The following is a 21,503-nucleotide window of genomic DNA, read 5'->3' as shown; positions in this document are numbered from 1 at the left end:
CGCATGGTTCGGCGGCCAATTTGCGGGTTTGAAACGCTCGGCGTGCAGGTCAACGTACCCGCCACTCGCAGCGCCTTGGTAGTCGATATCTATTCGGCTGGATCGCGCCGGTCTGCGGAATCGGAGCCAGAACCATCCGTAGCGAAGGTCAAGTTTTCAATCGCCTGGTTCCCCGCTAGTGTCACCTGAGACACGTCCGTGATGAGTTCCCCTGCCATGACAAGATTGGAAAACCTTACACCCTTGGCCGGATAGTTGTTTCGGCAGCGAAGGGGTCGATTCATGGGGAGCGTAAGGTTCCTGATTTCGATATCGAGGGCGGGAGCGTCTTCGAGCTGGAACTCCACCGCGTCGTGCTTCGAAATTTTCCAGTGTCCTTGAATCTCGTCCACCCTGATATCCTGAAACTTGACGCCCGCGATGGGAATCTCCTCACCTCTGTCCTTTGACGTTTTGGTGTCCACGGCGATGGCACGCCGGCAATGAACGATGTCGATGTTTCGAAAAACGACCCCGTTCATGGGATGGTCATTCTGCATGCCGGCCTTGACGCCCGCCGCCCATGTCCAGAGGACGTTGTTGGCGAACACCACATTGTCCATCGATCCCACCGACTTGTAGCGGGCCTTGGAGCACATGGCGTCATCGATCGTCATCACGAAACACTGATTGACCAGCACATCCGATGACGAGGTCGCGTTGATTCCATCGTTTTGGATCTTCCAATGGATGTCCGTGTGGTTAAGAATTTTCACGTTCTGAACGACGACACCTTTGACCTTGACCAGTTCCAAGGACCACCCGGTGGCGTCTTTTACGATGATACCCGAGATCCTTAGATTGCGCGTGGCTCCCTGCTCGCTGGATTGAATCGCCCGCCTGCGTGGGTTGGTCCTGCTCTGGGTGAGAAAGACGGGCGGCTTCTGACTGAGCAAACCCATCAGGGCAACTCCACTTGCATCAACTTCCCCGCGTCCCCGAATGGTGACATTCGCCGCGCGATCGATCATCAGCACTGGGGCGATCGTTCCGCTGCGGGGCGTCCTGTAGTTGCTGATGTCGTCATCCGCCTTCAAGATGGCTCCGGGTGCGAGGTACAGATCGACGTTGTCTTTGACCTTCAGGCCGGCGCGAACGCGGAAATGACCGGGCGGCACATAAACCACCCCCGGTTTGGATGGCGAACCGAAAGCGCTGGCGGCATCGATCGCCGCTTGGATGGCTGGTTGCGTGTAGGTCGCGCCGGTGGGGTCGGCACCAAAATCACTCACAACATTGAAGACGCCCTCTCCGGACGGGGGCGGAACATTGGACTGCGGGGGGTCTCCGAGAAGCACCAATTTCTCGAGGTCGTCAATCTGCACAACGAGGTAGCGGGGAGTGCTATCCTCGTCCCCAGCCTGCGTCATGGAAAACTTCAACTCGTTTCCCGATGCATTCCCCTGAATCCCCAGGCTCGCGGGGCTGATCCTGTGCGAGCTCACGGATTTCGGTGAACGAACCGCCACGTCAACGGTGCCTGAAAAGGCGAAGTGCGCATAGTGGTAGTTCATATGCTTCACGACGGGCACCGCCGTGCCGTCGATCAACACGGAAAACACGGAACTCTTCACCGCGTTGGGCGGTGAGGGGTAGGCTGTCACGGCTGCCTGGGCCGGAGGGCAGACCATCAGAAAGAGCGACAGACGCACCAAGCCAGCTAGCTTCAGAAATGCAGATTCGCGATTAGATAGAAAGTGGGTCATTGGGATGGAAGATCTCAATTTGCGACTCGTGGTTACTCTGCAGCAAATACCTTTGAGACGAACGGCAGCCGTCACCGGGCACGGACCGACGACCTTCCACTTGTAAAACCTCGCAAGCCGTGCTCCGCGTGCACGGCTTTGTTATGTTGCATTTTACGGCTGACGTTGAATCACGCGTTGCCGACCGCACCTCTTTTTGCCCCCCACGCGACCGAGCAAGTCTTCTTCTGCGCAAGTCTTTATCCGCGCAACTTTTGGTTCCGTAGAACTGTGGGCGAAGCATCAACGGCGCAGCGAATTGGTGGTAGTCATTGCGAATCATCGGATCCGGATTTGGATTTCTTGCTGTTTTGCCATTGCGTGAACGCGCCGAAGGTAATGCCCATTGCGGCGGCGGTCACGAGCGACGGAATCAGGTTGGGGTCGCCGCGTAATAGTTGGCTGGAGACGGCACCTGCGAGAAATGCCACGACGAACGTCATGGCTCCTATCGCGATTGGATTCTTGGTCATTGGAGGGCCCTTTCAACGCGCTGCGTGCGTGTACGATCAGCAACATCACGGTCAGGATCACCCAGTCGCGACGAGAGATTCTCGATTGACAAAACGCCCAACTTCGCGACTCGGGTGCATTTTTTGTTATCCGACGTCGAGGCGATCATTGACCATTCGATCGTAGAGATCATTCAGGAAATCATCGAAATGTCGATGCACGATTACCCTATCGGAAGTCTCGTGATCATACCACAAGACAGAGCCAATCGGTACTTTTCCAGTGGTTTCGGAAGCGACGCACAAATAGTCGCCTCCCCCATTGGATAAAAAAGGAATCCAGCAAGATCTCCAGAAATCATCATCCCATTGATCGAAGATAGCAACGTCTGAGTGTGTTTGATGTGTCGCCGCAATCTCGGTGAGGGTCATGAACGTCAGATTCTCAAGCAGTGGCTCAAACGAATCCGAATTCTGGCCATCGTGCCAAAGGTAAAACGATCGCAAGCCCACGGGCAAAGTGATGCCGACCGCTGAGCGGAGGGCGCTGAACAGGTAGTGTTGAGCGGGAGGGTTCAGTAGCGAGTGATAGTCCGGCCTATTTGCTGCGAGCCAAGTCTCAATCTTCTCGAGGATCGAGTTTTCCATTTGGCTCTCTTGTCGGATAACGACCCGCATCACGGGGCGGCGGGAGTCGACGTTGATTTCAAATTTCCGCTTGCCACCGCCGCTCTCGTGCATGCGATGGTTCGCATGCGTTGCGTCACCATCGAGGTGGTTGCTCGACTGAACGTCCGCCGCGATGCGGTTTCGACACATGATTGTCAGGTGGAGACGGCAATGAATCAATACAGGAGTGTGAGCAGGCAAAAACGAGCAGCGGAACGACATCGGTCGCGATGTTCAGCGAAATCCATCGGGTTGTGTACGTATCGTCGAGCTGAGTATTGCAAATGCTGCACGTCATTGGGCGTATCGAGTCAAGAAAATCGGTTTCACGTCGCAAATCAGGAAACGGATTCCGATTCTTGAAGTTCCCGTAGAGCGCCCGCGTGCTGATACGGCTGTCGGTTAGTTGCGAACATCGCGTGATTTCATAGGGAAACCAGTGCAAGCGGTACGACGTGTACGGATCGAATTCTTGCAGTGCGGACATTTCGCCGATTTCGGGCGGTATGCGTACGAGCGAGCTTCCGTACAGGCACAGCTTGCGCACCGATTTGAGGGTTCCGATCTGTGGCGGCAACGTGACGATGCTGTGCCATTCCTCCGGTGGCATGAGCGAGCCCGGCGTCCATTCTTCGATGTTACGCGCTGCAGCGTCGCTTATCAGATCAAGCAGGCGTTTCCAGCCGTCAGAGTTCTCATCTTGCATTTCGTGATGAAGCTTGACTTCGCGTCCGCGTTGATGCCAAGCGTCATTGCATGTACAGGTTGGACGCTGGAATGTCACGAGTCGCCTTCAGCATGCGAACAATAAATGGACAGAAACAAGTCTGCCTAACCCATTAAGCAGTCGGCTCCATTGTCGGCGCAACTCCACCCGACTGCAAGGTTTGCGAACTCGACGGGGAGAGAATCGGCGAGATATACAGAATTGAACGCGTTGCCAGCGAAAGGGGCCCTCGACGTACGTTGCGAAACTTCCTCCAGCTACCGCCGACACGGCTCTCCTGACGCAATTGCACACTCATCCAACCCGCGTCGGATGTCACAACCGCTGCGGATTCGAGACCGTTGAAATCTGCTGAGGTTGGGCACTCCTCATGCAATTCGGCGACCAGCGAGCTATAAGAGGGGAGCTGCACCGACGCGCGGGGAAGCCTTGGAAACGGCTCATCGTGCCCATGAACGGCGATCAGCTAGCCACAGAGGTTGCCAAGACCGACGTGCCAAAGGTTGCCGGTACGGTGCGTGACCAAGGCAATCGCCGAAGGTTGAAGTGATGGCGAAGTGACTTCGGCCAGGTTCATCATTCCGATGGTCGAGTAATGGGTCCGTGCAGTTGATCGATCTCTTCGACCGTCCACCACTGCAAGAGGTTTTTACCGTTCACATCCGGAATGCCGAATCCCTTCCCTTCCAATAGTTTGTCCAGCGATTTACGATTTACTGTCCGCACTTGAATAAGCATCTGCTTACTGTCTCTGGGCTGCATGTCAACTAAAAAACTGCCGTCACCGCACAGCAGCTTTCGCGTGCTCTGCCCTTGAGGATCCTCGTAGTGTTCCACGACCAGATCGGCATCATTCTCGAGGTTGCTCGCCCACGGAAACACCTGGGACACGGCGAAGACCACAGCCGCCCGTACGACAGCGGGCGGTGTATCGGGCTCATTAATCAAAACGACGCATTCGGGATCTAATATCGGTGACTCTTCATACGATAGTATACCGATACCACTACTTGGATCAGAACTATTGGGGAATGAGAAGCCAACTCCCCATTCGCCAATGGTCTTTCCGGCCACTTCGGTCGCGTCGAACTGCGCGCGGTTGATGGCGATCTGATTAGCCCATTTGTAAAAAAGGGAGGAGCGCTCCATGTACGCATGTGCTTCGTTCCTAAACAACTCGGCTCGTAGCTCGGCCAAATCTCTTTGATGCCGCTCTTCCAGCTCGGCCAACACCGTTTGATGCTGCTGACTTTGCGCCCATAATCCGCAGACCAAGCCGACGATGGTAACCAAAAGAAGTACTTTGCGAAGCGACAGACGAAGCCCGCGGCGTGTGCTTGAACCCATATTTTCTCCTCGCCCGTACAAACGAATGGGGACAGATAGAAATCCCAAGAGCTGTCGCAGCGTGATTTCCATGAGTGTAACACCACCACGCTGGCCATGCGATCCAATCATCTAGCGGGCCACTGACTATCGGCAATGGGAACACCGGCATTCCCTACGCGTAGTTCGCACCTACTTCGGCTGGAAAACCAGAAGGTTGCGCTCGGCGCGGGCTTGCAGGGGTCTCTCCTCTGAAGCGACATCGGCTCAAGCCGCGGTGCAAGTCCTGCGGGCCAACCCGCAACTCCCCGCGGTGTACATCACCGCAGCGGCTAGCGGGGTGACCTATCTGCGGTCGGTTGTCACAACCGCTGTCAGATCCGGAGCTTGCGAAACCGCTGAGGTTGGGCACACCTCGGGCAAATTGGCGACCAGCATATTGACCGAAGTGAGCTGCACCGGCCCGCGTTCTTAGATAGGGTGAAACTGCTCTCCGAGTTTGAGCTCAGCCTTAACCGTAGTTGTTCACTGCAATGCAGACACCGAAAACTATGGAATGGGCTGCTGGGTATTCTCTTCGTCGACGGCACGCTTCCCGCCAGAGCAGAGGTAAGCCAAAACCAATAGAAATAGCGAGAAGATTCCAATAGCTACGAACAGCATTGTACCCAGCATGGTCTCCCAGAACATCGATTCGCCATGAAACCTAGCTGTCTGTTGCGTTGGCGAGAATTCGTAGTGTACTGTTGAACCTATCGGTACCGATTCCGTTGCCCCGATTCTCAACTCTCCATGTTCGCTCTCAACTACCAAATTATAAAAGGTGACTCTTGTTCGCCGACGCAGACTTGCCCTTACGCTTTCCTCCTCAACGTCAATGACCGTTCCTTTGCCTTCAATGCTATCCAGAGAAAACTGATATTCTGAGTAGCACCATTGGCCACAGAAATCCACCATTACGATGGACACACACGCCAAGAATGACCCGAACAACAGAAAAACCAGGGAGTCACTAAGTCGAAGAGGATTCTTTTTCTCCACGAGCTTGAACTCTATCAATGTCAGGAGTGACGAAACAGGGCTGTCAGCGAGGACGTCGTACTACAATCAGCACAGACCCGGGCGCCATCGTTCTGGGCGGCTCTCAGTATACCTGTACAATCCTCCTCGGTGTACATCCCTACCGCAATATGGTTGTCCTTGAACTCGCTGAGGTTGTCACAACCGCTTTCAGCTACAAAACTTCCGAAACCGCGTCGGCGCCGCTCTCCTTAATAGATTCGAGAAGCTCAGAACCCGCCCCGACTACCTCGCCCAGCGCCGTTTCCGGCTTGGTTCTCAAACGCTCTCGATGCCCCCCAAAGCACGTGAATCTGCCGCGTGTAAAAAAGTTACCGTAGAAATCGAATGGGGGTGTGCTCCAATGGTGCTGCAGGGTGGTGTGCACACTCGGCAAACGGGGGGCGTTGGGGCCTTGGTGAGAGGGCTAGGTGAGTAAGTGAGTAGGAGAGTAAGTGAGTAAGTGAGTAAGTGAGCCGATGGCGCCAGCCGTGGGTGGCGGGAGCTGATCCAGGATTTGAACCTTTCCAGAGTTTTGGGCCCACTTGGGAGTTTTGGTCCACCTCGCTGAATAGTTGGGGAACTACTCCTGGGGGATTGAGCCGGCGAACGGCAAGAATCCTCGCAAAAACAAGGGGTTTGGCAAGAATTCGGGGGCCGACACACCGGGAGTTTTGGGCCCATGAATGCGAATGGTGGAAGTTGTAGCAAAACTCGGTGCCGAGGGTCGCGGCGGTGGTTGGCTACGGTTTGACGGCGCGGGTGGCGATGAAGGTGTCGAGGTAGTTGGAGATAGGGTCGGGTTCCGGTCCTCCGAATCGGTCCTCATAGAAACCGGTGATCACGAATCCCGCTTCCAGTTGCCCCCCGATCTGGTCGGAGAGCGTATGCCCAAACTCCATGGGTTCGAGTTTGTCGAGAATGCGATGCTTGAGTTGGGCATCCCCCAATTCAGCGGCGTCGGAATGGGGAATGGGATAGCGGACCTGCAGCACCCCGTTCTCGTAGCGACTGTCTTCGAAGATGTATCGCACGGGATTGCAGAAGCCTGCCATCAGGATGCCTCCCTTCTTCAGCACCCGATGGCACTCGCGCCAGACCGGTAGCACGTCCGGTACGAAGCAGTTCGCGCAAGGGTGAACGATCAGGCCAAAGCTGTCGTCGTCGAAGGTCGACAGGTCGGCCATGTCACCCTCCACGGTCCGCAGTTGCAGGCCATCGCGCTCGGCAACCAACCGGTCTTGTCCCAGCTGTTGCGGCGAGTTGTCGAACACTACGACATCGCAACCCGCCGCGGCCAGCAACGGCCCTTGCTGCCCACCGCCCGACGCCAGGCACAAGGTTGGCAACTGTGGCAACGGGGGAAACCAACTCATCGGCACCGACTTAGTGGGGGTCAGCACGATATCGAGCTCCCCTGCTTTCGCCCGTTCAATCGCCTGGGTATCGACAGGACACGTCCACTGATCCTGCTCTTGCACCGCCTTGTCCCAAGCCTTGCGATTGTGTTCGAGAATGTCCATCTTAACTCCGTTTTGCGTTTCCAATGTCTATGGTGTGAGTTGCCATCAAGGACGAAGTCGAGCAGGCAGAGGATCCGGCCGCGGCGAGCGAAGCCACCCTGCCGTGCGGCCCCCCTACCCCGCCGTCTGCGACCCGAGCAACGATTGCGTCAGTTGTCCACCAGCAACGACCAGTTCGCTGAGCGCCCAGCTCTCCTGTGATGGGGTCGATTCGATACGACTCCGTTGGGGGCAGATTCAGCGGAATCGCGGCAAAGCACCAGACAATCACTGCGAACCATGTCAGCGCAGTCCACCGCAAAGGGTTATAGAAACGCGAAAATGGTCGAAGATCCTTCATGTGTTGCTTTTAGGTTACTGAGCCATCATTCCCTCAAGCTCTTCAGCCACTTCGCATCAATCTTACTCTTTACCGTACGCCGATCCAAACCCAGCTTCGTGGCCGTGGCTTCGTAAGTACCGAGTTGCGAGTGGACCCAGGTGGTGTAGGCCGACAGCAGCTCTTCGGCGGTGAGCTCGCCCGCCTCCGCGGCGGTGAGCCAACCCGTGCGTTGTGTGGCAGCTTCGGTGCGAGGGATGTACTCGCGGCGGACCAGGATGTTGCGGACGCACTGCTCCAATTCGCGAATATTGCCTGGCCAACTGTAGCTGCGCGGCAGGTTGCCGGCGATCCAATCGAGCGTCTCGGCCGCCACGGCTTGCGACTCGCCCGGTGCCACGCGTTCGGCGATGAAGTGCACCAGCCCCTCGAGCGCTTGTGGTCGTTCGACCAACTGCTGGCTGAGGCTTGGTGTCTCGATGCGGTCGGCGCACAGGCGGTAGTACAGGTCGTGACGAAATCGGCCCGCGTCGATCTCGGCGGCCAGGTCGCGATTCGTGGCGGCGATGATCTTGCCGGCAAATACTCGCTCCTCGGAATCGCCGAGTCGCGTGTAGGTTCGCTGCTGCATCACCCGCAACAGCTTCACCTGAATGCCCATATCGAGCTCGCCAATTTCGTCGAGGAACACCGCGCCATGCGGCCGGCAAACTTCGAACCACCCAATGCGATCCGCATCCGCACCGGTAAACGAGCCGCGGCGATGGCCGAACAGTTCGGACTCGATCAACGTCGGCGACAGCGCCGAGAGGTTGATCGGTGTGAAGGCCACCGCGGGGTCGTCGATAAACCGTTCGCGATCAGGGTCGAAATCGAGGTACTGCGAGCAGGCAATCGCCCGGGCCACGAGCTCTTTACCGGTACCCGACGGACCCGAGATGAGCGTGGGCAACTCGCGGAGCGAGCGGTACAACGAACGGCGGTAGCGGCGCATGTCGTGGGTGAAGATCGACTGCCACACCGCTTCGCGAAGCCGACCCGCCGGCGCGGACTCGCCCAGAATGCAATCGAAGATGTGTTTGAACGCCCGGCGCACCTGACAGAGGCAGGCGTACAGATGGGCGGCCGTATCGGTATCGTAGTCGTCAAACGCCGGGGAACCGAACAACCGCTCGTAGTCGCTGGCAAACTTCCGCCACGCAATCTGCCCCGCGCTGCCTCGTGGGGGAGCAAACAACTGCTCGATGGTTCGATGTGCCAGGTGCCGATAGTAGAGCACGTAGGTCACCAGGTCGTCGTACAACTCCCGCGTGCGAGCATCGAGGGTTCGTCGCTTGGCGAACTTCTCGCAGAGATGCTCGACCAAATTCTCCGCCTGGTCGTTGATCGCTAGTACGCTCGGCCGCTCGGTGTGGTCGGTCTCCTGGGTGCGGCTCCAGACCTCTTCGGTCACGCTCGTCGCATCCCGCCCCAGGGCCTGCTGTTCCAGCACCAACCGCTGGGGACTGAACGGGTTGCAGTAGGCCAGGTCGGCAAGCGACTGGAGGAATGCTCGGTGCTCGCGGGGGATCGAATCGGACATTTTGAGCCGGACTACGCCATCGGGAGTGGACAATCAGCGCACATCGACGCATACACCCAATGTACACCAGCGGCCATCCTCCAGCACGCTCTTTCGCGGCACAATCACCTTAAGTTGCTTCTAAAACAGCACTTACAAATTTCTTTGCGGTGCTGGCACCGGCGTTGCTTAAGGGGTTGGCGTTCGGATCCGCTGACTCTGTCGGCATCAGGTCCTCCACGCTTAACAAAGGGAAAAGGGGAAAAAGATGACCGAGTCGTATCAGGAACTACTTGTGGCACTCGAAGAACTGAAGAGGCAGTTCGCCACGTGGCAGCAGACCGGCGTTGTTTCGCAGCCGCAGCATGCCCGAATCGAGTTACTGTACAGCAAATGGGGGGCGGAGCTTGACCCGTCGCTCGACTACACCAGCGTGCTGCCCTCACCGCGGGCAGTGGCGGATTCGCAAAAACCGTTGGAAGTCGAGCGGCGGCGTCTACTTTTCATCGAGCAGGAGATTCGCCGCCAAGGTTCGCAACAGCGAATCACCCCGGCCCAAGTCGAAACCATGGCCTCCCAGATTGCCACGCGCCGCCAAGCCGTGGAGTCCAAGCTAGAAGATGTGAATGGTGAGGAGTCGCTTTCGGAGATCCAACTCACGCCCGACACCGGCGAGGCCCCCAAGGGCCGATCGCTAGTCGAGTACCTGCTCGACCCGCGGAGCCTGCAAGCCTTGATGGCCACCGGCGGGGCGCTACTGATGCTGGGCCTGGCGATCTGGCTATGGTCGATCGGGGTGTTCGACAATCCTATGACGGTTGCCTTCTGCCTGGGCGGCGCAAACCTGGGGCTGCTGGCGGCCGGGGCCTCAATGGTTCGTTACTCGCGTTACCAGACAGCGGGACGAGCCATTACCCTGCTGGCGTGCCTGGTACTGCCACTGAACTTGTGGTTTTACGACGCGCAAGGTTTGATCACCATTAAGGACGGCGGCCATCTCTGGGTGCCGGCCTTGATCTGTTGTGCCGTCTACGCCGGCGTGGCAAGACTGCTCAAAGACTCGATGTTCGTCTATACGCTAGTGGCGGGCGTCACCATGACGGGCCTGTTGTTCCTGGCCGATCAATCGATCGATCGGTTCTGGGAGATCCTCGGTCCGTCCGTGTTCATGGTCGTGCTGGGGGCGGCGTGCGTGCACGTCGAACGTCTATTCCATACGGGAGAAGGTCCGTTCAACCGCGAAAATTTCGGTCGGGCCTTCTTCCTGGCAGGGCATGTCGTGATGGCCGTTGGCCTGATGGTGCTACTCGCCGGACGTTTGGTAGGCGACTTCTACGAGCCGGTGTTCGCTAATTGGGTTTCGTTCACCGAGCCGAGCGTGACGGTCGCGCAAAGCGCCAAGTTGATCTCGCTGCTGTTGACGCTGCTGGCCACTTACACTTATGCCTACTCGCAGGTGGCCACCGCGACGCGCGAGAAACGCTACGCCTACCTGTCGGTTTTCTCGCTACTGTGGAGCGAAGTGATCCTGCTGAACTTGCTAAACGTACCCACCACCGAAGGGTTGTGGTTGTTGGTGCTGGCCTCCACAGGGTTGATTGCTGCGGTGGCCTCGGGGTTCTGGCGAAAGGGGGGCGAAGCGGTCGAGCAACTCAGTCGGGTGTTCGGCAGCGTGGGCACCGGATGCACCGGGCTGGCCGTCGCCTGGGGCGCCGTGGCCCTGTTGCGTGGCCTGTTCGTGCCGGCCGGCTCGATTGCCTCTTTCCCGCTCGATCTACTCTACATGGCCGGCATGGTCATCGCCGCGGCGGGCTGTGTGGTGGGTGGCCGGATGTCGCAGCTTCGCGGGCACACCCGCACCGCCGATGTGCTGCAATACGCCGCGGGGCTACCGCTGGTGGGTGCTGCAGTGGCCCTGGTGGTTTCGTTGGGAGTTAGCTCGCTGGCGTTGGTATTGCCACTGGCGATGATCGCTCCGGTCGCCTTGGCGGTTACGGCTCGCGTGTTGGGCCGTGAAGACTGGACCGATACGCTCCACCGTCCGGCGGTAGCTGCTACGTTGCTGCTGTTGGGGTTGTCGGTGGGCGTGGTGACAGGCTTCGCCGCTGCTCCCGCCGTGTTGGTGGCCAAGGAGCACTTGGCACTGACCATCTTTTATGCCGCTGCAGCGGGATTGTTGGGCGTGGGCTCGATGCGGAGCCGTCAATCGGTGCCGCTGGTTGCCGCTGGCATCAGTGCTTGTGCAGCGGTTTGGCAACTTTTGGCCGCAGCCGGATTGGCCGAGTACGCGCCGCTGTTGGCAGCCAGCACCGTGGGCCTGGCCACCATGGCCATCGCCCGCCGCAAGGACCGTACCGAAGGCGACCCGGTCGATCGTCTGGCCACGGTGGGGGCCGTGATTGTACTGTTTGGCTCGCTGGGCGGATTGTTGATGACCATGGGCCGACTGCTGGCCGGCAACGAAGAACTGCCGCTGATCGCCTTGGCGGCGGGGCAAGGACTGGCCGCGCTGTTGAGCTCGCTCATCAGCACTTCCCGCGACTGGAAGACGACTTCACGCACCCTGGCCGGACTGCATGTACTGGCGGGCGTGTTGGTGGCCAACGTGATGGCGCCGCTTTCGGTGTGGGAACGTACCGAATTGGTCGCGGTAGCCTCGGGCCTGCTGTTGCTGGCCGCGGGCCATGTTCGCTGGCGTCGCGAAGGCGAACGGCGCGACCCCACGGTCGACCTGCAACTGTTCGCCGGCAGCTTGCTGTCCGCTGGCCCCCTGGTGTTGGGCTTGCTGGCCCAACGATTCACCGAGTACGCCCCGGCTTGGGAAGCGATGGCCGTGCTGAACGAGCTGGGTGCCCTGCTGGTCGGACTATTGCTGTTGGGCGCTGGCGTACTGTGCCGCGTGCGGGTCACAACGCTGGTGGGCGCCGGCTCGCTGACCGCCTGGGTTGTTAGCCTGGTGGCACTGGTTGACCTGCCCGAACTGCAAAGTGCGGCGGTGTACATGATGATCGGTGGCGGGGCGTTCTTCGCGGCCGCGGTGCTGCTGAGCATTTACCGCGACCGCTTGTTGGCCCTGCCGCAAAAAGTCCGGCAACACGAAGGAGTATTCCGCGTACTCGACTGGAGGTAACCGCTCCGGGACGACTGGCAGGTGGCGGGCCCAAGTGGCCGTCCACTGCCCGTCGCCCACCATTGAAAAAGCGTGGAAGCCCGTCGGTGGGGTGCTTTTCCCTCGCCCCGCCGGCGGGCTGTCCTATGCGCTGTCGGGACGGAGAATATCTTCGCTGCTTGTTCGGCGGTGGCCGCAAGTTGACTACGGACATCCACCCGGCAGTTCGCTTGGCATCCCAGTTGCGTTAAGCTTGGGTCATCCATAAACCATCCTGCCCTCTACGCTGCCACTCGCATGTTCATAGTTTCAATTGTCGCCCGCGTTGTGATAGGTCTGATGCTGGTAGCCTCGGTACTGCCACTTTTGCCGGTGGGCGCCTGGATCGTGCGGCTGTGCGATTTCCCGCGACTGCAAATCGCTGCCCTGACCGCACTTGCGCTGGCCGCACTAGTGCTTTGCCTGTGGCAAGGCGGTTGGTCGAACTCCCTGTTGGCCTGGTGCGTGGCGGGGGCGGGCGTCGCCTGCTGGCAGGCAAGTCACATGGTTCCCTACACACCACTCTGGCCGCTGGAGATCCAGTCGGCCGACGGCGATGCTGAACACGCGATCACCGTGGCAGTGGTCAACCTGCAGTACGACAATCCCGAGAAGGAGGACGCCCTGCCCATCCTCCGCCAGCAAGACGCCGATCTGCTGCTCCTGATCGAATACAACCGGGCCTGGCAAGACGCGTTGCAACCGCTGAAGGGCGAGTTCCCCCACCGCCAGGGCGTGGTCGAAGAGAAAGGCCTGGGCCTGATGCTGTGGAGCAGGCTGCCGCTGATCGATTCCGAGATTCGTTACTTGGTTTCTGACGCTCGGCCTTCGATCTTTGCCGAAGTCGAACTGACCAACGGTCGCCAGGTGCACTTTATTGGTGTGCATCCCACGCCGCCTGGGCTCGAAAAGCGTGAGGGCGAAGGCCGACACGACAGCCGCATTCGCGACGCCGAGCTGATGTTGGTCGCAGACCACGTGACCGACCATCCCGACGACGATTGGATTGTCACCGGCGACTTCAACGACGTGGCCTGGAGCCACACCACGAGGCTGTTCAAACGCTTGAGCGGCCTGAAGGATCCGCGAATCGGGCGTGGGTTGTTGAGCACGTACCACGCCAAAAATCCAGTGATTCGATTTCCGATCGACCACGTATTCCTGCCCGACAGCGCAAAGATCGTGCGAGTCGAGCGATTTCATCCCCCCGGTTCGGACCACTTGGCGTTTGTGGCCGAATTTTCGCTCAACGGCAACGAGCCCACTGAGCCTGACCCCGAGGGCAACGATGCCGAAGATGCCGAACAGATGGTCGAAGAGGGACTGGAAGATGCCCAGGAAGCGAGCGACTAGCGGCGGCGAGGTTCTGACGCCCCGCCCCACTCCAGGACCGGTTGTGAATCCTCTTCACTCTCGTCGGCCAACACAAAAAAACCCCTCGCACCGCCAAGAGGGGCGCGAGGGGTCGTAGGTTTCCAAGTTAGCCGCAGCGTTTAGCTGGCTTCGGTCGTGGCCACAGCGGCCTCTTCATCACCGCTCTTGCAGTCCGAGCAATCGCAGTTGTCGCAAGGACAAGCTTCGTCACACTGGCTGCATTCGCAAGTGGGGCACTGGCAATCGCTGCATTTGCAGTCGGCGCAGCTCTCTGTTCCACACCCGTCGCTGGGACAAGTGGCCTGAGCGGCGACCGCTTCGCCCTTTGGGCACTTGCAGGGATCGCACTTGCAGGCGTCGCCGCACTTCTCGCAAGTGGCCGACACGGCAACTTTGTCCGACGCCGGGCACTGACAGCCAGGGCATTGGCCTTCGGCACACTTTGCACCGTCGCAGCAACCACCAACTGGGCAGCTGGCGAGCGCCACGGTTGCTTCACCCTTTGGGCACTTGCAGGGAGCACACTTGCAGGCGTCGCCGCACTTTTCGCAAGGGGCCGACACGGCAGCTTTGTCCGACGCCGGGCACTGACAGCCAGGGCATTGGCCTTCGGTACACTTTGCGCCGTCGCAGCAACCACCAACTGGGCAGCTGGCGAGCGCCACGGTTGCTTCACCCTTTGGGCACTTGCAGGGAGCACACTTGCAGGCGGCGCCGCACTTCTCGCAAGTAGCCGACACGGCAGACACATCCGACTTCAGGCACTTGGCATCCGCGCACTGACCTTCGGCGCACGGGCCGGCTGGGCAGTTCTCTCCGCAGCAACCGCTCACAGGGCAGGTGGCCGACACGGCGGTCGCGTCCGAATCCGAGCATTTACAGGGATCGCACTTGCAATCGTCTCCGCACTTCTCGCAGCAAGCCTTGGTCGCGTCGCCTTGCTGGCAACAGCCGCTCTCGCTGCAACACGGCTTGGCGCCGTCCGTGGTGTCGGGCGAATCGCCCTGCAGGGCGAAGGCGCCGGTCGAAGCCACGGCAGCAACCGCGGCGATTAAAAACATTGCTTTCATCAAATTCCTCGTTCGTTAGTTTCTGGAAACAGTGTAAATCGCATATCATCCATGAACGCGCGCACCGGTAGCACGGTGGTGCTTGACGCACGCGGGGGGCGATTCAAATGATCCAGCGACAGAGCTTCGCCAGACGAGGTGGTTCGTAACCGACAAATTGCCCCGACCGCCAACTGGCGGCCGCAGCAATCGGGTTCGCAAGCAGCAGGTGCTGTTGCACTGCGCCGGTAAAGAACGACGTGCTCAACGGCACTAACTGCGGCTCGCTGGCCGAATCGAGCCGAAGCGGCTGATCGGCGGGCGTCGAATTGCAGCAGGGGCACTCGCAGTCGTCGTAGCTATGGCAGCCCTGCTGACAGCAGCTATCCGGGCTGGCCGGGGCGTTGTGGCTGGCCTGGGCGCAATGAGGGCACGCGGGCACCTCGGGCTGGGGACGCTCGAGCGAGCAAGCACAAGGCGGGCGGGTGGCGAATACCGAAAGCGACAGCCCCAGCGCGGTAGCCCACACCAGGCATACTCTCAGCAGATGGGTTCGCCAGAAGTTCATAACACTCGATACGCAACGCGTGACGGGTTGGTTTGCCGAGCGAGCTTATAGCCCCGCTGCTGGTGTGCGAACAAGCCCAATACCGGGCGACTGATAGCGGTCGCGTCGGTATTTTATTTGCTCGGAAGTAGGCTGGCAGACAGCCGGTCGCACGCTCGCCAGCCAACTATTTCCCCTGGTTGCCCGAAACGGCAGAAACTGCCGCTTGTCAGCAAGGTTTCTGGCCGATACATTCTGCGCAAAGTTCCGGACAGCATTGCGGCCAGGCGATTAAGCGGCTGCGGCTTCCATCCCCCATTTTTCGGTCACCGCTCGGCCCCATCCGGGAGCGAGCAGTGGCGGGTCCCCCCCTCGCAGGGTAACGCTCCTCCATGTCTGCAGCTGCCATTCTGTTGGCCACCACTGGCTTGCTCGCCGCGGGGGGCCTGGTGGAATCGCTATCCCATCGCCGTCGACTGACGCAGATTCCGACCCGGGTCCATGTGAACGGGACCCGGGGCAAGTCGAGCGTCGCGCGGCTGATTGCCGCCGGCATGCGCGCCGGGCAGGTCCGCACCTGCTGCAAGACCACCGGCACCCTGCCACGCATGATCCTGCCCGACGGCACCGAGTACCCGGTGTTCCGCCCGGCGAGAGCCAATGTGATCGAACAGCTTCGCATCGTCGAAGCCACGGTCGAAGCCGGAGCCGAGGCGCTGGTAATCGAGTGCATGGCGTTAATTCCCTACCTGCAGTGGCTGTGCGAAAACCGCATTGTCCGCGCCACGCACGCGGTGATCACCAACGCCCGCGAAGACCACCTCGATGTAATGGGCCCCACGGAAGTGGACGTGGCCAAGGCGCTGGCCGGCATGATTCCGATCAATGGCAAGCTGTTCACGGCCGAGCGCGATCACCTGGGCGTCTTCGAGAAGGTTTGCGACGAGCGCGGCACCAAACTGATTCCCATTACCGAGGAAGATGTGGCCAAGATTACGCCGCTCGACCTGGTTAACTTCCCCTACGTCGAGCATGCCGAGAACGTGGCCCTGGCCCTGCGAGTGTGCGACGACTTGGGCATCGAGCGCGGCGTGGCGCTGCAGGGCATGTGGAATGCCAAGCCCGATCCGGGTGCGATGACCGCGCACGAAATGGACTTTTTCGGCCGTCGCATCAACTTCGTCAACGGCTTTGCGGCCAACGATCCCGAGTCGACCGAGCGGATCTGGAACATGGCCCTGGAACGCTATGCGGACGTCGAGCGACGGATTGCCGTGTTCAACTGCCGGGTCGACCGCCCCGACCGTTCGCACCAACTGGGACGCATCATCGCCGACTGGGCACCGGCCGACTACTACGTATTGATCGGCAGCGGCACCTACATCTTCGGCAAGGCGGCCACCGACGCCGGGCTCGACCCGCTCAAATTGGTGATGGCCGAGAACCGCCGCACCGAAGAGATTTTCGAGACGATTATCGAACTATCGGGGCGGTCGTCCCTGGCCATGGGCATGGCCAACATCGGCGGCGTCGGCCTCGACGTGGTTCGCTACTTTGCTAATCGCAGTACTCAAACAGTCTTCAAGTAACATGGTTGAAATGCTCAGCGTCGCCATCGGCATTGGCCTGGCGGTCAGTTTGTTGTTCTCCGAGCTGTTCGGCCTGGCGGCGGGCGGCATGGTCGTGCCAGGGTATTTTGCCCTGGCTTTGAGTCGCCCCATCGACGTCGCTCTCACGATTCTGGCGGCCCTGGCCACCTACATGATCGTGTACCTGATGAGCACCTTCATCATCGTGTACGGCCGCCGCCGTACGGTGCTGATGATTCTGGTGGGCTACCTGGTCCGCATGCTGTTCAACTACATTCCGATGGACTTTATTACCTCGGTGGAACGCTACGCCAGCGAGCAAACCCAATTTCAGGTGATCGGTTACATCATCCCGGGCCTGATCGCCATTTGGTTCGACCGCCAGGGCTGGCTCGAAACGCTCTGCGCCCTGCTAACGGCCGCCGTGGCCATTCGCTTGATTCTTATTTTGCTGTACGGCGTACAACTGAATATGTACTAGCATCGTCCAAGCTCGATCCCTGGTGAGCCGACCGCGCTAGCGCCGGGCGGCCCGGAGGTTGACGCTAAGAAAACCCGAGGCTCCGGCCCCCAAGATTCAACTTCAGAATTACCCTTCTACACAAACCATCCGCAGAAGCCTTCTTCCGCGACGAGTCAAATCTCATGAAAAAAGTCATCTGGCGTCCCAAGGCAGTTTCGCGTCCCGCACTGGGGCTGATCGCCCTGTTGTCGGCCGTCGGCATGCTGATGGTCGAACAGTTTCGCGTCGATCGCCAGCAAGCCTACCATCAGGAGAAGATCGAAGCTGCCCAGATGGCCGAACGGGCATTTAAGGTGGTCTACGATGCGCGGATGGGGATTGAGGAGATTGTGCCCGAGTTCGATCCGTTGGAGACCGGCCTGATTGGCGTCGTGCGTTCGAGCATCACCAGTGTGCATGGCGTGCTGCCCTCGAAGCAAACCTCGGTGAACCCCAACTTCGCCGCCGTGATGGTCGACATGCTGAAACGGGCCGGTGTGAAGGAAGGCGACAAGGTGGGCGTTGGCCTGTCAGGCTCTTTCCCGGCACTGAACATCTGCACGCTAGTGGCCATTGAATCGCTGGGGGCCGAACCCATCCCCATCAGCAGCGGTGCCGCCTCGCAGTGGGGCGCGAACCTGCCCAAACTGATGTGGGTCGACATGGAGAAACTGCTCTACGAACAGGGCATCCTCGAGCATCGCAGCATTGCGGCCTCGATTGGTGGCGAGGAGGATCGCGGCGAGAACCTTTCTCCCGAAGGACGGATCGAGGTGCAGAACGGCCTGGTCCGGTGCGGATTTGATCCGTTGCCCTCCGAAACGTTCAAGCAGGCGGTCGACCTGCGGATGAAGCTAATGCGAGATGCAGCCGGCCCCCAGGGCCTGAAGTGCTATGTCAACGTCGGCGGTGGGGCCGTTTCGGCCGGCACTAGCGTGGGCAAGAAGATGTTTGACGAGGGGCTTAATATGCGGCCCCCGCTGCGGATGCCACCCGAACTGGACGGCGTGATGCCTCGCCTCAGCCGTCAGGGCATACCGGTAATCAATATTATCAATATCGTCGATCTGGCCGAGCGGTTTGGCCTGCCAGTTGCCCCCATGGCCGACCAGCGGGAACTGGTCGAGGTGGGTCAGGGCGCCGTTTTCGAAGCCATCGACTATAATAAGCCGCTGGCCTTCGGGGTGCTGGTGGTGATCGTAGCCAGCCTATTCGGATTTATCCGTTCCGATATCGGTTTCCGGTTGCTGCAAGGCGGGCACTCCCGGAAACAAGCCGGGCACCCCGAACCAATGGTATAATTCAAAGGTGGAAAAGTGCGTGGCAAGCCCGAGCGCTGGCCAGTTCACCTCTTCCCCCTGCCGCCTATCCCCTTATCAACAGTATGTTTCGCGCTCGTCAGCGATTTGGTAAATACATCATCGAACGCAAGATCGCCGAAGGTGGTTTTGCAGTGGTCTACCAGGCTCGGGACACCATCGAGGGGATCCGTGTTGCGCTGAAAATGCCGTATGCGCATTTGCTGAACAAGGAGACGCTGGAAGAATTTAGGCAGGAAGTCCGCCTGGTTGCCAAGCTGGATCACCCCAACATCCTGCCGCTGAAGTACGCCGACTACATCGACGGCAAATTCGTCATCATCCAACCACTGGGGCAGATGAGCCTCGACGACCGGTTGCAGCGGCGGCTATCGCCCAAGCTGGCGCTCGATTATGCCGATCAGATGGTTTCGGCTGTCTCCTACGCCCACAGCCAGCGAATCGTCCATTGCGACATTAAGCCCGATAACTTCCTGTTGTTCCGCGGCGATCGTGTTCGGCTCACCGACTTCGGCATCGCTCGCGTAGCCCTGCACACGCTGCAAGGCTCGGGTGCGGGCACCCTGGGCTACGTAGCGCCCGAGCAAGCGATGGGGCATGTTTCGCCCCGCAGCGACGTCTTCTCGCTGGGCATCACGTTCTATCGCATGCTCACCGGCCGGCTCCCCAGCTTTCCTTACGAATGGCCCCCCACGGGTTTCGACCGTTTGCGGGGCAAGCTGCATCCCGACTTCATCACCCTGTTGCGGCGAGCCATGGAGTTCGACGCTCGCAAGCGATTCCGCGACGCGGTGCAGATGGAAGCCGCTTACGACGCGGTGCGGGGCCGCGCTTTGAAAGTAAACGGCAAGACCACGTCCGCCACCAAGACACAGCGGATGCGCGATTGGCGGGCCGTGCAACGCAAACAATTTCAGCGCCTGTTTGGTGGGGAACTCGAGACCAACTACGAGTGTCACCACTGCGAAGGTCCCGTGTCCGAAGCGATGATTGCTTGCCCCTGGTGTGGCAAGAAACGCACCAAACACCCCGACGACACCAAGTTTCCGCAATGCTGCCCACGCTGTTACCGAGGCATGAAACTCGACTGGGTTTACTGCCCTTGGTGCTATGGCGCTGGTTTTGTTCCCGAAAGTGAGCGACAATACTCCGACAAGCGTTACACGGCCAAATGCACCAATCGCAGTTGCGATCGCAAAGTGCTGATGCCGTTTATGCGATATTGCCCATGGTGCCAGACCAAAGTCAGGCGGCGGTGGCAATTGCACGGATCGAAACAGAGTTGCCAGCGTTGTGGCTGGGGCGTGGCGGGTGATTACTGGAGTTACTGCCCATGGTGCAGCAAGGCGCTCAAGACAGTCCGTTAACCACGGGCGCCACTGTCGACAAATCGCTCCAACGCGCAAAACTTTACACGGCCGCCGACATGGATGCGCCGGACGAGGTGCTTGTCGCCGGTCGCCGGGTGGCAGTCGTGTCGCAACGTTCGCCTGGCAAAGAGACCGCCAACGAGGACTCGGCCGCCGTTATTCCCTGGGGCGACAACGCGGCCGTTCTGGTGGTGGCCGACGGACTTGGCGGCCAGGCCCTGGGCGAGCAGGCCTCGGCCCTGGCAGTGCGCCGCATTCGCTTGAGCCTGCAACAGGCCGACCCTGCCTTTGCGATGCTTCGCTCGGCCATTCTCAATGGCATCGAGGCAGCCAACCGCGATGTGATCGACCTCGGCCGCGGCGCCGCCACCACGCTGGCCGTGGTGGAGCTGTCCGGATCGACTATTCGCCCCTATCACGTGGGCGACTCCGGCATCCTCGCCTTTGGCGGGCGTGGCAAGATGAAACTCCAGACCACGGCTCACTCCCCCGTGGGTTATGGCGTCGAGGCCGGCTTGATCGACGAGAGCGACGCTATGCACCATGAAGATCGGCACGTCGTGTCCAACGTGGTCGGCACGCCCGACCTGCGAATCGAAATCGGCCCGGAACGCAAACTGGCCGCTCGCGATACCTTGCTGCTGGCAAGCGACGGCCTGTTCGACAACCTGCACCTGGCGGAGATTGTGGAGCTGGCTCGCAAGGGCCCGGTCCACAAGGCGTGCGAGAAACTGCGAAGCACCGCCCGCGCGAGAATGGACACGCCAGTCGATGGCCAGCCTTCGAAGGCGGACGACCTGACCATTGTCGTTTGCCGCTAGTGGTTTTTTTGAGATTTGGTCGTTGTCCGACCACCAGAACTGCTAGCACGACCTGCAGCAACCGCGACCCGTTGAATCCGTCCGCGCTTCCAGCGGCCGCACATCACCCATTGTTGGCATTCGTTCGTCGCTTTAGGAAATCTGGCAATCCGATATCCTGCCGGATACTTGCTGCTCGCAACTAGTTTCGCAGTTGCCACGAAGTTGCAGGCCGCTAAGGGCCGATGAAACCCAACAAGTCTTGTGCACAGATTGCGCGCCGTCCGCGTGCCAGAGTACCCCGATTTGTATCGATGAGCATTAGTCCGCACAAAATCCTGGTCGCCGAGGACAATGCCGCTTTGTCGCGGGTGCTGGAATTCAC

General features: G+C 59.7%; 17 protein-coding genes. 7 read left to right on the top strand and 10 right to left on the bottom strand.

Features of this window, described 5'->3' with window-relative positions:
- Positions 1–89 precede the first annotated feature (89 nt).
- The 8 genes from NG895_RS21135 to NG895_RS21100 all read right to left on the bottom strand — a co-directional run bounded on the left by NG895_RS21135 (position 90) and on the right by NG895_RS21100 (position 9,441).
- The gene (locus NG895_RS21135; protein WP_252854628.1) at positions 90–1,691 is read right to left on the bottom strand and encodes a glycosyl hydrolase family 28-related protein; all 1,602 of its coding nucleotides are present in this window, start codon (positions 1,689–1,691) and stop codon (positions 90–92) included.
- A 362-nt stretch (positions 1,692–2,053) separates the two neighbouring features.
- Complete coding sequence (locus NG895_RS21130) at positions 2,054–2,257, bottom strand: hypothetical protein (protein ID WP_252854524.1); 204 nt, start codon at positions 2,255–2,257, stop codon at positions 2,054–2,056.
- 126 nt (positions 2,258–2,383) lie between these two features.
- The gene (locus NG895_RS21125; protein ID WP_252854523.1) at positions 2,384–3,055 is read right to left on the bottom strand and encodes an SMI1/KNR4 family protein; all 672 of its coding nucleotides are present in this window, start codon (positions 3,053–3,055) and stop codon (positions 2,384–2,386) included.
- The gene (locus NG895_RS21120; RefSeq protein WP_252854522.1) at positions 3,000–3,611 is read right to left on the bottom strand and encodes a leucine-rich repeat domain-containing protein; all 612 of its coding nucleotides are present in this window, start codon (positions 3,609–3,611) and stop codon (positions 3,000–3,002) included. The genes NG895_RS21125 and NG895_RS21120 overlap by 56 nt, the downstream gene beginning before the upstream one ends.
- A 597-nt stretch (positions 3,612–4,208) precedes the next feature.
- Positions 4,209–5,051: a hypothetical protein gene (locus NG895_RS21115; protein ID WP_252854521.1), complete on the bottom strand. Its 843-nt coding sequence runs from the start codon at positions 5,049–5,051 to the stop codon at positions 4,209–4,211.
- A gap of 456 nt (positions 5,052–5,507) precedes the next feature.
- Positions 5,508–5,927, bottom strand: a complete 420-nt coding sequence (locus NG895_RS21110; protein WP_252854520.1) for a hypothetical protein — start codon at positions 5,925–5,927, stop codon at positions 5,508–5,510.
- 833 nt (positions 5,928–6,760) lie between these two features.
- Positions 6,761–7,540: a class I SAM-dependent methyltransferase gene (locus tag NG895_RS21105; RefSeq protein ID WP_252854519.1), complete on the bottom strand. Its 780-nt coding sequence runs from the start codon at positions 7,538–7,540 to the stop codon at positions 6,761–6,763.
- A gap of 365 nt (positions 7,541–7,905) precedes the next feature.
- Positions 7,906–9,441 (bottom strand): sigma 54-interacting transcriptional regulator, encoded by a 1,536-nt coding sequence (locus tag NG895_RS21100; protein ID WP_252854518.1) that lies wholly within the window; start codon positions 9,439–9,441, stop codon positions 7,906–7,908.
- A gap of 247 nt (positions 9,442–9,688) precedes the next feature.
- Between NG895_RS21100 and NG895_RS21095 the strand changes: the two genes are divergently transcribed.
- Positions 9,689–12,550: a hypothetical protein gene (locus NG895_RS21095; RefSeq protein WP_252854517.1), complete on the top strand. Its 2,862-nt coding sequence runs from the start codon at positions 9,689–9,691 to the stop codon at positions 12,548–12,550.
- A 276-nt stretch (positions 12,551–12,826) separates the two neighbouring features.
- The gene (locus tag NG895_RS21090) at positions 12,827–13,921 is read left to right on the top strand and encodes an endonuclease/exonuclease/phosphatase family protein (RefSeq protein WP_252854516.1); all 1,095 of its coding nucleotides are present in this window, start codon (positions 12,827–12,829) and stop codon (positions 13,919–13,921) included.
- 140 nt (positions 13,922–14,061) lie between these two features.
- On the opposite strand, the gene NG895_RS21085 is transcribed toward NG895_RS21090, so the two are convergent.
- Together NG895_RS21085 and NG895_RS21080 are read right to left on the bottom strand one after the other, a co-directional pair.
- On the bottom strand, positions 14,062–15,012 hold the full coding sequence (locus NG895_RS21085) for a VESA1 domain-containing protein (RefSeq protein ID WP_252854515.1): 951 nt from the start codon (positions 15,010–15,012) through the stop codon (positions 14,062–14,064).
- 103 nt (positions 15,013–15,115) lie between these two features.
- Positions 15,116–15,559, bottom strand: coding sequence for a hypothetical protein (locus tag NG895_RS21080; RefSeq protein ID WP_252854514.1), 444 nt, complete (start codon positions 15,557–15,559; stop codon positions 15,116–15,118).
- A 371-nt stretch (positions 15,560–15,930) separates the two neighbouring features.
- On the opposite strand from NG895_RS21080, the gene pgsB reads away from it, so the two are divergent.
- The 5 genes from pgsB (at position 15,931) to NG895_RS21055 (ending at position 21,139) form a co-directional block, all read left to right on the top strand.
- On the top strand, positions 15,931–17,127 hold the full coding sequence (gene pgsB / locus NG895_RS21075; protein WP_252854513.1) for a poly-gamma-glutamate synthase PgsB: 1,197 nt from the start codon (positions 15,931–15,933) through the stop codon (positions 17,125–17,127).
- 1 nt (position 17,128) lies between these two features.
- Positions 17,129–17,608, top strand: coding sequence for a poly-gamma-glutamate biosynthesis protein PgsC (gene pgsC / locus NG895_RS21070; protein ID WP_252854512.1), 480 nt, complete (start codon positions 17,129–17,131; stop codon positions 17,606–17,608).
- A gap of 164 nt (positions 17,609–17,772) precedes the next feature.
- Positions 17,773–18,930: a poly-gamma-glutamate system protein gene (gene pgsW / locus NG895_RS21065; protein WP_252854511.1), complete on the top strand. Its 1,158-nt coding sequence runs from the start codon at positions 17,773–17,775 to the stop codon at positions 18,928–18,930.
- An 83-nt stretch (positions 18,931–19,013) separates the two neighbouring features.
- Positions 19,014–20,315: a serine/threonine protein kinase gene (locus tag NG895_RS21060; RefSeq protein WP_252854510.1), complete on the top strand. Its 1,302-nt coding sequence runs from the start codon at positions 19,014–19,016 to the stop codon at positions 20,313–20,315.
- Positions 20,282–21,139: a PP2C family protein-serine/threonine phosphatase gene (locus tag NG895_RS21055; RefSeq protein WP_252854509.1), complete on the top strand. Its 858-nt coding sequence runs from the start codon at positions 20,282–20,284 to the stop codon at positions 21,137–21,139. The genes NG895_RS21060 and NG895_RS21055 overlap by 34 nt, the downstream gene beginning before the upstream one ends.
- Positions 21,140–21,503 lie beyond the last annotated feature (364 nt).

Source organism: Aeoliella straminimaris, from assembly GCF_024054565.1.
Taxonomy (GTDB): Bacteria; Planctomycetota; Planctomycetia; order Pirellulales; family Lacipirellulaceae; genus Aeoliella; species Aeoliella straminimaris.
This window is presented reverse-complemented; position numbering and strand designations above follow the sequence as displayed.

Bases quoted from the DNA above. Each gene is read 5' to 3' on its own strand.
- pgsC (WP_252854512.1), top strand. From the start codon at position 17,129: ATGGTTGAAATGCTCAGCGTCGCCATCGGCATTGGCCTGGCGGTCAGT.
- pgsW (WP_252854511.1), top strand. From the start codon at position 17,773: ATGAAAAAAGTCATCTGGCGTCCCAAGGCAGTTTCGCGTCCCGCACTG.
- NG895_RS21055 (WP_252854509.1), top strand. From the start codon at position 20,282: ATGGTGCAGCAAGGCGCTCAAGACAGTCCGTTAACCACGGGCGCCACT.
- NG895_RS21060 (WP_252854510.1), top strand. From the start codon at position 19,014: ATGTTTCGCGCTCGTCAGCGATTTGGTAAATACATCATCGAACGCAAG.
- pgsB (WP_252854513.1), top strand. From the start codon at position 15,931: ATGTCTGCAGCTGCCATTCTGTTGGCCACCACTGGCTTGCTCGCCGCG.
- NG895_RS21125 (WP_252854523.1), bottom strand. From the start codon at position 3,055: ATGTGTCGAAACCGCATCGCGGCGGACGTTCAGTCGAGCAACCACCTC.
- NG895_RS21115 (WP_252854521.1), bottom strand. From the start codon at position 5,051: ATGGAAATCACGCTGCGACAGCTCTTGGGATTTCTATCTGTCCCCATT.
- NG895_RS21085 (WP_252854515.1), bottom strand. From the start codon at position 15,012: ATGAAAGCAATGTTTTTAATCGCCGCGGTTGCTGCCGTGGCTTCGACC.
- NG895_RS21095 (WP_252854517.1), top strand. From the start codon at position 9,689: ATGACCGAGTCGTATCAGGAACTACTTGTGGCACTCGAAGAACTGAAG.
- NG895_RS21090 (WP_252854516.1), top strand. From the start codon at position 12,827: ATGTTCATAGTTTCAATTGTCGCCCGCGTTGTGATAGGTCTGATGCTG.
- NG895_RS21130 (WP_252854524.1), bottom strand. From the start codon at position 2,257: ATGACCAAGAATCCAATCGCGATAGGAGCCATGACGTTCGTCGTGGCA.
- NG895_RS21105 (WP_252854519.1), bottom strand. From the start codon at position 7,540: ATGGACATTCTCGAACACAATCGCAAGGCTTGGGACAAGGCGGTGCAA.
- NG895_RS21100 (WP_252854518.1), bottom strand. From the start codon at position 9,441: ATGTCCGATTCGATCCCCCGCGAGCACCGAGCATTCCTCCAGTCGCTT.
- NG895_RS21080 (WP_252854514.1), bottom strand. From the start codon at position 15,559: ATGAACTTCTGGCGAACCCATCTGCTGAGAGTATGCCTGGTGTGGGCT.
- NG895_RS21120 (WP_252854522.1), bottom strand. From the start codon at position 3,611: ATGCAAGATGAGAACTCTGACGGCTGGAAACGCCTGCTTGATCTGATA.